The organism is Paraburkholderia sp. SSBN10T, from assembly GCF_056619545.1.
This window is the reverse complement of record NZ_JBWQQI010000032.1, coordinates 81,181-91,564: the sequence shown is the minus strand read 5'-3', so window position 1 is coordinate 91,564 and position 10,384 is coordinate 81,181. Positions and strand designations below refer to the sequence as shown.

The 10,384-nt window shown below is 61.5% G+C and carries 9 protein-coding genes; 1 reads left to right on the top strand and 8 read right to left on the bottom strand.

The features are described from left to right. Positions 1 to 448: hypothetical protein (locus AC1ECK_RS33600; RefSeq protein ID WP_480327093.1), on the top strand; the 448-nt coding region annotated here is incomplete at its 5' end. 86 nt (positions 449 to 534) lie between these two features. Here AC1ECK_RS33600 and AC1ECK_RS33595 read toward each other — a convergent pair. The 8 genes from AC1ECK_RS33595 to AC1ECK_RS33560 all read right to left on the bottom strand — a co-directional run bounded on the left by AC1ECK_RS33595 (position 535) and on the right by AC1ECK_RS33560 (position 10,099). Beyond that, complete coding sequence (locus AC1ECK_RS33595) at positions 535 to 1,290, bottom strand: AIM24 family protein (protein ID WP_480327091.1); 756 nt, start codon at positions 1,288 to 1,290, stop codon at positions 535 to 537. An 89-nt stretch (positions 1,291 to 1,379) separates the two neighbouring features. Continuing rightward, complete coding sequence (argG, locus tag AC1ECK_RS33590; RefSeq protein WP_480327089.1) at positions 1,380 to 2,714, bottom strand: argininosuccinate synthase; 1,335 nt, start codon at positions 2,712 to 2,714, stop codon at positions 1,380 to 1,382. A 238-nt stretch (positions 2,715 to 2,952) separates the two neighbouring features. After that, complete coding sequence (locus AC1ECK_RS33585; protein ID WP_480327101.1) at positions 2,953 to 4,626, bottom strand: FAD-dependent oxidoreductase; 1,674 nt, start codon at positions 4,624 to 4,626, stop codon at positions 2,953 to 2,955. A gap of 91 nt (positions 4,627 to 4,717) precedes the next feature. Then, on the bottom strand, positions 4,718 to 5,971 hold the full coding sequence (locus tag AC1ECK_RS33580) for a DUF3734 domain-containing protein (RefSeq protein ID WP_480327087.1): 1,254 nt from the start codon (positions 5,969 to 5,971) through the stop codon (positions 4,718 to 4,720). A gap of 10 nt (positions 5,972 to 5,981) precedes the next feature. Next, positions 5,982 to 6,764, bottom strand: a complete 783-nt coding sequence (locus tag AC1ECK_RS33575) for a 3-hydroxybutyrate dehydrogenase (RefSeq protein ID WP_480327085.1) — start codon at positions 6,762 to 6,764, stop codon at positions 5,982 to 5,984. A gap of 32 nt (positions 6,765 to 6,796) precedes the next feature. Beyond that, positions 6,797 to 7,591, bottom strand: coding sequence for an acetoacetate decarboxylase (locus AC1ECK_RS33570; RefSeq protein WP_480327083.1), 795 nt, complete (start codon positions 7,589 to 7,591; stop codon positions 6,797 to 6,799). A 377-nt stretch (positions 7,592 to 7,968) separates the two neighbouring features. After that, positions 7,969 to 9,006, bottom strand: a complete 1,038-nt coding sequence (locus tag AC1ECK_RS33565; protein WP_480327081.1) for a lipase secretion chaperone — start codon at positions 9,004 to 9,006, stop codon at positions 7,969 to 7,971. A gap of 1 nt (position 9,007) precedes the next feature. Further along, positions 9,008 to 10,099: an esterase/lipase family protein gene (locus tag AC1ECK_RS33560; protein ID WP_480327079.1), complete on the bottom strand. Its 1,092-nt coding sequence runs from the start codon at positions 10,097 to 10,099 to the stop codon at positions 9,008 to 9,010. Positions 10,100 to 10,384: the final 285 nt, after the last annotated feature.

The following is a 10,384-nucleotide window of genomic DNA, read 5'->3' as shown; positions in this document are numbered from 1 at the left end:
ACCTATTCGTCGCGACGAAGCATTGGAGGCGAGCTCTTTGAAGAAATTTATTGACGCTCACCCGACAGGATCTGACGACCGCTTTTTCCGCCTTCTGCATCGCTGGAGAGCCACGCAATTTCCCGACACTGAGGAAAGCATCTCGAGGAATCCGATGACGAATTACGGCGAACGGGACCTGGTCCGTTACGCCATGGATACCGGGTTCGCCGACATTCACATGGAATTCCACATAGACGTGGCGCCCTCGGAAGTCACCTCGTGGGATGTCCTGTTGAAAACATCGCCCTTTCCCTGGGCCCCACCCCTTGGCAAATTGCTGTTGGAACAGTTCACAGTAGAAGAACGACAATTCTTCGAGCAGGTGTTCCGCCCACGAGTGGAGTCAGGCCAACTCTTCGGCGCCGAGCGCTTCGCATACCTGAGCGCCACGAAACCACTTATGTGACATAGCACGTTGTAAATGCGACAGCGCTGCGGCCGACCGGTCTACGGAGCTTCCCAGTTGATCTCGCTCCGGCGCAAACCCGAAGTTCAGTTATCGGCAGTCTCGTAGTTGAGGTACATCGATTGAATGCCAACGCGTCCCGGTCCTGTGAATCTGTTCACGATGAAATTCATGCCGGCGCCAAAGAACCCGCTCGTGAGCCTGTCGACGATAGTTTCCATTTTGACGCCGGGGGTCTTGTACAGCCAGCCACCCGGTTCGATATCAATGGTCTCACCGGCCGCGAGCTCCTTCTCGAACACATTCCCGTAACCGTGGAGCCAGAGTACGCTTTCATCCGACTCGCTCCGGAACTTGTCGATGAAGAAGCCAGTTTGGCCGAAAAGCATGTTGCTGATGCCGCGCACGCGTTCGAACGTGTATTCGACGTTCGCCGTCGCAGCCAGGAACTGATGTTCGCGTACATGAAGTTCCTCGCCTCTGCCGAGGTGAATCGGCACGATGTGTCCCGCCCCATCCCGGCTGAACGCGATGACGCCATTGCCGCTCGCCTCGGTGACGAAGATCTGCATGCCCGCCATCATGCGCTTCAATGCGCCTTTCATCGGGCGCAAGCCAATCTTCACGTTTGAATTCTTCCAGAGCAGGATGTGGTGCTCGAAGAAGACCGACTGACGCGACACGTCGATCGAGAGCACCGGCACAAGCTCGCCGCCGATGTGATACGTCACCCCGCCATAGGTTTCGTCGGCGGCGCTGGTAGGCATGAGTGTCGGTAACTGGTTCATTCTTGCCCCTGTTGGGTACACGTGATGTAAGCGTTTTTCTTGCTTCGTCCACACAACGGCAAAACCGCGTTGCTCCAGGAGCAACGGCAGCCGGCGATCGGATGAAGGAATATCTTCATCCGACCTTGAACCACCTCGGCTTGTTACTCGCTATCGCCCTTGAGCTGCGGCAGCGTCAGGGACTCGCCCGGCGCGAGCAGGCCGACCTCGGAATAGATGGCCAGCTTGGCGCGCGTATCGGTGATGTCCAGATTGCGCATCGTCAACTGGCCGATCCGGTCGCGCGGCGAGAACGTCGACTGGACCTTTTCCATCGAGAGCCGCTCCGGCTGATACGTCAGGTTCGGCGACTTCGTGCTCAGGATCGAGTAATCGTTGCCGCGGCGCAGTTCGAGCGTGACTTCGCCGGTGATCGCGCGTGCCACCCAGCGCTGGGCCGTTTCGCGCAACATGATCGCCTGCGGGTCGAACCAACGGCCCTGATACAGCAGGCGGCCGAGGCGCCGGCCGTTTTCGCGGTACTGCTCGATGGTGTCCTCGTTGTGGATACCCGTGACGAGACGCTCGTACGCGATGTACAGCAACGCCAGCCCCGGCGCTTCATAGATGCCGCGGCTCTTCGCCTCGATGATCCGGTTCTCGATCTGGTCGCTCATGCCAAGACCGTGGCGGCCGCCAATGCGGTTCGCCTCCAGCAGCAGCTCGACGGCATCCGTGTACTGGACGCCGTTGAGCGCGACCGGATGGCCTTCTTCGAAGCGGATCGTGACTTCTTCTTTCGCGATCTGCACGTCATCACGCCAGAACGCGACGCCCATGATGGGGTTCACGATCTTGATGCCGCTTTCGAGGCTTTCGAGATCCTTCGCTTCATGCGTGGCGCCGAGCAGGTTCGAATCGGTGGAGTACGCCTTTTCTGCCGACATCTTGTACTCGAAGCCCGACTGGCGCATGAACTCGGACATTTCCGCGCGGCCACCGAGTTCGTCGATGAACGCCTGGTCGAGCCACGGCTTGTAGATCTTCAGGTCCGGATTGACGAGCAGGCCGTAGCGGTAGAAGCGCTCGATGTCGTTGCCCTTGTACGTGCTGCCGTCGCCCCAGATGTTGACGCCGTCTTCCTTCATCGCGGCGACCAGCATCGTGCCGGTCACAGCCCGGCCGATCGGCGTCGTATTGAAATAGGTCACGCCGCCGGTCGAGATGTGGAACGCGCCGGATTGCAGGGCGGCAATGCCCTCGGCCACCAGTTGGGCGCGGCAGTCGATCAGGCGTGCGCCTTCTGCACCGTACTGGATCGCGCGACGCGGAATGGACTCGTAGTCGTCCTCGTCCGGTTGCCCGAGGTTTGCCGTGTAGGCGTACGGGACCGCGCCTTTGAGCCGCATCCAGTGCAGCGCGGCGCTCGTGTCGAGGCCGCCGGAGAAGGCGATGCCGACTTTCTGGCCGGCCGGAAGACTTTCAAGAATTGTACTCATGTGGAAAACCGCTAGATCAAGGGAGGGAGAATGCCGCGCAATCCGAAAGTATCGGCTCTGACCGACTATCAGGCAAGTCCGGCGTGCAAGCCAGTCGTCTGTTTCGCCCGCATTATATTACTTATCGTAATAATCGGGCCCTATCGCCAGGCGGTGCCAGCCAGTTTGCGGCGTAGACAGGTACTTCTCGAACAGGACGCAAAAGAACCAGACATCAAACCGTTTCCCTCGGCCCGAGTCACGCGAACCCCGCAAGATACTGGTGAACGGCCTGAATTGCGGCAGCCCCCTCCCCCACGGCGGCCGCCACTCGCTTGACCGAGCCGCTGCGCACGTCGCCGGCTGAAAAGATACCGGCCCGGCTAGTCTCGAGATCATGCGGCGGCCGGTCCGCGGTCCACCTGTCGCCCGCATCGGCACCGGTCAGGACAAAGCCGTCCTTGTCGAGCGCGACGCAATCGCCGAGCCACCGGGTATTGGGCTGAGCCCCAAGAAACAGGAACACGTGCTGGGTGGGCTTGTGTTCGACCTGCCCCTGCCGGTCCCACTTGATCGCCTCAAGTGTCGCTTCGCCGCATAACTCGACGATCTTCGTCCTCGTGTGCAGCGTGATGTTGGCCGCCGCGTTGATCCGCCTGATCAGATAAGCGGACATGCTGGCACTGAGTCCGTCGCCGCGCACCGCGATGTGGACGTGACGTGCGAACCGCGCAAGGAATACCGCAGCCTGTCCGGCCGAATTGCCACCGCCGACCACAATCACCTCGCAGTCGTTGCAGAACGCCCCCTCCATGAAGGTTGCGCTGTAGTAGACGCCGCGGCCCTCGAAATGCTCGAGGCGTGGAAGGTTCGGCTTTCGATAACGCGCGCCCGTAGCAATGACGACAGCGCGAGCGTAGACGCTTTCGTCATGATCCAGTCCGATGTGAAACGATTGGGTATTCGTGCAGTCGATCTTCAATGCCTCGATGGGCACGCCGACCTCGGCGCCGAACTTGCGGCATTGAGACAGGCCGCGGCCAGCCAGCGCCTGCCCCGATATACCAGTCGGGAATCCAAAGTAGTTTTCGATCTTCGAACTGGTGCCCGCCTGTCCCCCCGGCGCCTTGGCGTCCAGAACCGCGACCTTCAATCCCTCCGAGGCGGCATACACTGCCGCCGCGAGCCCCGCGGGTCCCGCGCCGACCACCACGAGGTCGAAGCGCTCGCCATTCAGCCTGTCCGGACTCAAACCGACTGCGTCCGCAACGGCCCGATGGGTCGGTTGCCTGAGCACAGTGCCTTGAAACGTGACCACAACCGGGATATCGGCTTCCGTTACACCATACCGTGCCAGTAGATCTTTTGTTTCGGCATGCTCGACAATATCGAAGTAGGCAAAAGGCTGGCCGTTGCGGCTCAGGAAGTGACGCAAGCGCAGCGTCGGAGCCGAGGCTGTACTGCCGATCACCATCACGCCTGTATGCTGGCCCTGGATGAAAGCGACCCGGCGCAAGATATAAGCGCGCATGATGGTTTCGCTTAACTCTGCCTCGGCAATCACGAGCGCACGCAGCGACTCCTCATCTATGACGATGACCTCGCAATCGGAAATGGCGCGGGTCGTCGCCGCTGCGGCCCGGCCGGCGAGTGTGCCGACCTCGCCGGTGAAACTGCCCGGGCCGTGGGTACCCAGCACTCTCGGACCCTGGACGGATCCTCTGGTCGCCTCGATCGTTCCGGAGAGAATGGCGAACATCGCGATGTGCCGGTCGCCTTCGGAATAGAGGATGTCGTTGGCCTTGAGCCTGCGCCGCTCGCCGTATCGCTCCAGGATCGCCAACTGCTTTTCGTCCAGGGTGGGATAGACCTGATGATAGCGGCTGCCCCCTGATGACAGATCGCTGGGATTGCCGGAGGACTCTTTGTTCATGGCGGACTCCATCAAGTCGAGATGCGTTCCTTGTCGTGGAACGGCCGCGTCCACCATGCGTATGATATCTCCGGTTGCGACACACTCCAGCTTACGCTGCGACTTTTCGTTCCGCGCCGAGGGGCAGTTCGGGCATGTCGCGGTCGGACTGCGGCACGGAGCCAAGCCGTCGATGCACGTCGTGCGTCACGAAACCCTGCTCGCGGGTCGGCACATCGAACCACTCCCGGTGAGCAAACGAATCGCGGATGTCTTCCAGGCCGCTTTCCCAGTGCTCCTGCATCGTGCCGATGCTGAACTCGTAGTCCTTGTAGTGCCCCTCATACGGCTTGTTCTTGTAGATGAGGTGCACCACGTTGATCGCGCTGCCGTCCGCCGCTTCTTCGGCGAGCCGGAATAGCGGATCGGTCTTGCGCAGGTCGGACGGCACATGGGCAAGCAATTCCTTGATGAAACGAGCATGCTTCTGCCGATCCGCCAGCATGCTGGTGATGGCCCGCGTACGGCTCGAGTACTGGATATCTTTGGCACGCTCGGAAACATCGAGGAAATCCCCAGGCGCATTACCTCTCGCGCTCCACAGATCGACCTGAAACACCAGCGCGTCCTTGGGGTCCGCATCGCGAAGCACTTCAGTCAGCGGCGTGTTGGAAACCAGGCCGCCGTCCCAGTAGTACTCGCCGTCGATCTCGACCGCCGGAAAACCCGGCGGCAACGCGCCCGACGCCATGAAATGCTCCGGCTCGAGACGCATCTTCGTGTTGTCGAAGTACACCAGGTTGCCGGTCCGCACATTCACCGCGCCGACCGAGACGCGAATCTCACCATCGTTGATACGGTCGAAATCGGCGAACTGCAGCAGCGTTTCTCTCAGCGCCGCCGTGTCGTAGTAGCTGACCACGTTGGGGCTTTGCTTGCCTAACCCTGCCATCGGCAACGGCACGCGCGGCGAGAAAAATCCCGGCTGACCCTCGGTCAACGCGCGCCCGGCTGCCCACATGCTGCTCCACTTGCGCGACAGGTCATGGAGCCCGAGTCCGGGCAGCGTCCAGGCGCCCAGGCCACCGAGCCAGTCGAGCGGATGGCAGATCGCATTCCAGAAGCCGCGTAACGCTTCCACGCGTTGCTCCGGGGCATTACCGGCGATGATCGCGGTATTCAGTGCGCCGATCGACACGCCGGCGATCCAGTTCGGTTGCACGCCCGCCTCGGCGAGGCCTTCGTAGACGCCTGCCTGATAAGACCCGAGCGCGCCGCCGCCCTGGAGCACCAGAGCAATTTCGTCATAGCGCGGCAGCACGAACGCATCCGTCTGCCGGTTAGTTTTTTTTGTGCTGCTGCGCATGCGCGACTCCTTATTGCATTGACCAGCCGTGGCTGACGATCACCGACTGCCCCGTCAGCGCAGACGATTCGAAGCCCGCAAGAAACGCGACTGTATTGGCGACGTCTTCGACCGTGGTGAATTCACCGTCCACGGTTTCCTTGAGCATCACGTTCCTGACGACTTCGCTCTCGGAGATGCCGAGCGCCTTGGCCTGCTCGGGAATCTGCTTGTCGACGAGCGGTGTGCGCACGAAGCCCGGACACACCACGTTCGCCCGCACGCCGCGCGGCCCGCCCTCCTTCGCCACCACCCGGGCGAGCCCTAGCAAACCGTGCTTGGCCGTCACATAGGCGGACTTCAGCTTCGACGCTTCATGCGAATGCACCGAACCCATGTAGACGATCGAGCCGCCCTTGCCGCTTGCGTACATGTGCCTGATCGCCGCCTTCGTCGTGAGGAAAGCGCCGTCCAGGTGGATCGCCAACATCTTCTTCCAGTCGGAAAACGCATACTCCTCGATGGGAGCGACGATCTGGATGCCCGCGTTCGACACGAGCACATCGAGGCTGCCCAACTCCCGCACCGCGCGCTCGATGCCGCTATTGACCGCTGCTTCGCTGGTGACATCCATTGCGACCGCCAGCGCCTTGCCGCCCGCCGCGACGATGCTGTTGGCCACCTTCTGCGCGTTCTCGAGATTCAGGTCGGCGATGACCACCGCGGCGCCGAGGCTGGCGAGTTTGCGCGCACACTGTTCGCCAATGCCGCTTGCTGCGCCGGTCACAAGCGCGACTTTATGGTTCAACGACATGTTGCTTTCCTTCCTTATCGGTTCACGGACCGTTATTGATTGACCGCGAGCTTCACGCTCCCGGTTGAGGTCAACTCGGTAGAGGCGAGATAGTCGAGCGCAACCTCGCCGATATCCAGCGTGAGATTGGCGATCACGTGCCGGGCGCCGACCACCCGCTTCACCGGCAGATCGGCGACGGGCGCGAGAGCATGCGGATGCAGTTCGAGCGCTGCCGGCCCCGACCACGCACCGAGAACGCTCACGTCGCGCAGATAGAAGCGCACGAGTTCGCACACGCGCGGCGAACCGTCGACATGCGGAATCACCTTCAACAGGTAATTCGGTGTGTCCGCAAGCTTCTTGCGTTCGACCTCCACGTCAAGCGGGACATGCTTGAAGCCCATCGTGCCGGTGGCGACACGTTGCGTGCCGTAGTCGAGCGTGCCGAGCAGCGTGTCGTTGCCGTCGACGCTCAAGGTCGGCCGGGCCAGCTTCTTCGGAAAGCCCCATATTTCGCGGCCGCCGGCGATCGGGCCTTCGTCGTCGAGGTACATCGAATGCGTGTAATTGCCGAGCCGCCCTTGCTGGTCTCGCACCGAGATGACCTGGCCGCTTTCGGTGTAGTCGCCGAAACCCGACGAGTCCGGCATGCGAATGAATTCGTAATGGACGAGGTCGTTTTCCGGATGCAACGGCTCCGGCACGACGGCGCGCAGCGCATCGAAGTCGGTCTCATATGAAATGATGAAGTATTCCCGGTTGATGAAGCGGTACGGCGGGCGGGGATAAGCGGGATTGTGAACGGGCATCGCAAAAGCGTCTTTGCGGATCGAAGCGAGGTTCATGAGACTCCTTATGGCTGATGGCGCATACCGCGCCGCAGCAATGGTAGAGGCAATGCTCACGCGATAGGAGCCGTCATTTATCAATAGATCGTTAACGAAACTGCAACGCTGCGGCTGGAACCTCCGAACCGCTCATAGCGTCGAAGGCGCCAGCGGCATCGCAAGCAGATTCATTGCGGGTTTGGCCCCCAGGCCGGCGACGAAGACTGTCCGACACTCGAAAGTCATTGGCCATTCAACTGGCTTCGGGAGACTATGAGCACTATGCGTGCGCGGCTTTGTACCTCAGTGCTGGACTGGACGGATTGAGCACAAACGTGAAGTCGAGTGTGCTGAGCGGCGTGTCGAGTTCGGCCGGTAGCCGCTATCTTGCGGAATCAGCCTCCCGCTCCCCGATCAAGCGAAGCCGCGCGCATCGCATCGCTGGGGTTCGCGAAAAACTGCCGCCTCAACTGCGCGACCTGCGCATCCCGGTCCTGTGGCGACAGCCCGAGCTTGTCGATCTGCGCGCGCTGCGACGCATAATCGGCGTATCTGGCACGCCATGCGTCGTCGTCTTTCTGCATCTGCACGACCCTTTCAGCCGCCGCGGGTCCGAGCGTCTGCGCAACCTGTGCCCGCATCGCGTCGAGCGACGCGCCCTGCTTCTGCAATTGCGCAATCGCATCGACCGACGCCTGCTGTTGCCGGACCCGCTCGCGCGCTGCGCGCTCTTGTGGTGGCAACGCGGCATCCAGGGTCGCCAGGCGTGCGGCTTTTTCCGCCTCGGTGAGCGTTGGGTCCGAAGTGATGCGCAAGCGTGCCAGATCGGTTCGTTGACGCTGCAGTTCGTCGCCGAAAAACGGCTTGCTCCATTCGCCCATGATGCGTGTGCTCAACGCATCGCGCTGATCGAGTGCCAGTTGCAGCGCGTCGAGATCCAGTTTGCTGCCAGGTACGTCGGCCGGCTGAGGTAATTGGTCCAGCGCGGTGAGGTACGCGCCGTAGCGTTGCCATACGGCCACCGCTTCATCGGCGGCGGCCGTGCCATCGAGCTGCGCGGCAATCTGCCTGCGCACCAGCGCATCCAGCGCAGTCGCCGACATCTCGCCCTGCGCACTCAGGAAGTAATCGAAGAAGTCCCGCACGGCCCGCGTGTGCGCGAGGTGTCCGCCTGCATCGAGCGGCAGACGCGGCGGTGACGATCCATCGAGCGAGGTGGGGAGCGCATTCGCCCCGGACGCGCCGGCCAGTTGGACACTGGCGGCCTGCGATGCGGCGGGCAAACGATCGGTGCGTGGTGTTGCGATCGTCCGGCCAGCATGTGGAGGTGTGGCACTAAACCAGATCGTCGCGCCGATCGACACCGCGCCGACCACCGCAAAAGCGAGCCATGTCCGGCGTGCACTGATGGCCCGCCCTTGCCTGCGTGTCATCTCAGACGCCCTGGGTCTTCAACCGGTTTGCCTGAATGCGAATGACCGCTACCGGATCGGCCGCATTCGCGCCGCGCATGCCGAGCAACTGGTTGATCTCATCGAGGTGGTTCCATTTATAGGCCGTGCTGATCACCTTGCCATAGAGTGCGCTGCAGACCGACACCAGGCCGTCGTTCGGTCCGGACTGGCGGCTCAGCATGACGCTGCCGGTGCCGTACAGCACCAGCGTGGACGGGTCGAGTATGGTCACCGGATCGAGCAGGCCGACACTCGTATCGACGGAGCCCGGAATGCCGAACACCGAGGTCGGCTGGATCGCGCTGCCGGCCCATGAGTACAGCAGATGGGTATTGCCGTTGACGGTTTCGGTTGCCGCGCCGGTCTGGCAGGAACCGGGCGCGCCGAGGCCCGCACTCGGATAGCTCAAGTTGAATGACGCGGCGTTCGCGGTGGTCAGCGTCTGTAGCGCGGCGATGGCATCCTGATTGGTGTTGTGCGTTTCACTGGTCAGGATGCCGAAGATATTGGCGAGCGACGCGAGAATCAGCGTTGACAGACCGGTTGGGTCTTTTTGCAACGTTGCTTGAACGAAATCGGCAAATTCCGAGCCGCGATGCGGGGTGCCGATCGTCGTTACCGAAGCCACGAGATCCGGCGCGACAGCGGCGACATAACGCGACGTCAGCCCGCCCTGGCTATGGCCGATCAGGTTGACTTTGGTCGCGCCGGTCGCGGCCAGCACCTGCTTCACGTAGGCAAGCAACTGTTCGCCGCGGCCATTCGGACCATCGTCGCTCTGAAACCCCGACAGGTCCGCGACATAGACGTTTGCTCCGTGTTGTTCGAGGTCCGACTGGATGCCGTACCAGTAGTCGAGTATGCCGAGATATTTGGAGGTGCCGCTCAGCCCGTGCACGAGAATAATGGGATAGCGGGTGGCCGCGTAGTCGTCTGTGCTGGCCGGCGTAGTGGCCGCGACGGCAGGCGTGCTTGGGGAAGGAGCGAGGGTCAGTAAAGCGGCAAGCGGTGCATTGCCGAGCACCGCAGCTACGGCCCATGCGACGACGCGAGAACGTTTTGATTTCGACATATGACTGCCTCCGGTGAAAAGGTGCGCATTTTGCACTGGAAAGCGGTGTCGGGGCAATAGATCGAGGACTCCAAAATGTTTTTGAGAAAAGGGTTTCTCGCGTTCGCGGGGATGTTGCGATGTGGCACGCATCCGGCTGACTCAACATCGGCAATGCGTGTGGCATGTTCGCTTGTCTTTGCGATTTCATGACGCATAGCCATTAGCGAATCGTTCATCCAGAACGCTCTGTCACGATTCGGATGGCAATGTGACTTTGTTTTCATAAGTAAAGGATTCCTTATA

What these genes read in the sequence shown, in the direction of transcription:
- AC1ECK_RS33580 (WP_480327087.1), bottom strand. Translation starts at nt 5,971, where the DNA reads ATGCGCAGCAGCACAAAAAAAACTAACCGGCAGACGGATGCGTTCGTG.
- AC1ECK_RS33565 (WP_480327081.1), bottom strand. Translation starts at nt 9,006, where the DNA reads ATGACACGCAGGCAAGGGCGGGCCATCAGTGCACGCCGGACATGGCTC.
- AC1ECK_RS33585 (WP_480327101.1), bottom strand. Translation starts at nt 4,626, where the DNA reads ATGAACAAAGAGTCCTCCGGCAATCCCAGCGATCTGTCATCAGGGGGC.
- argG (WP_480327089.1), bottom strand. Translation starts at nt 2,714, where the DNA reads ATGAGTACAATTCTTGAAAGTCTTCCGGCCGGCCAGAAAGTCGGCATC.
- AC1ECK_RS33560 (WP_480327079.1), bottom strand. Translation starts at nt 10,099, where the DNA reads ATGTCGAAATCAAAACGTTCTCGCGTCGTCGCATGGGCCGTAGCTGCG.
- AC1ECK_RS33575 (WP_480327085.1), bottom strand. Translation starts at nt 6,764, where the DNA reads ATGTCGTTGAACCATAAAGTCGCGCTTGTGACCGGCGCAGCAAGCGGC.
- AC1ECK_RS33570 (WP_480327083.1), bottom strand. Translation starts at nt 7,591, where the DNA reads ATGAACCTCGCTTCGATCCGCAAAGACGCTTTTGCGATGCCCGTTCAC.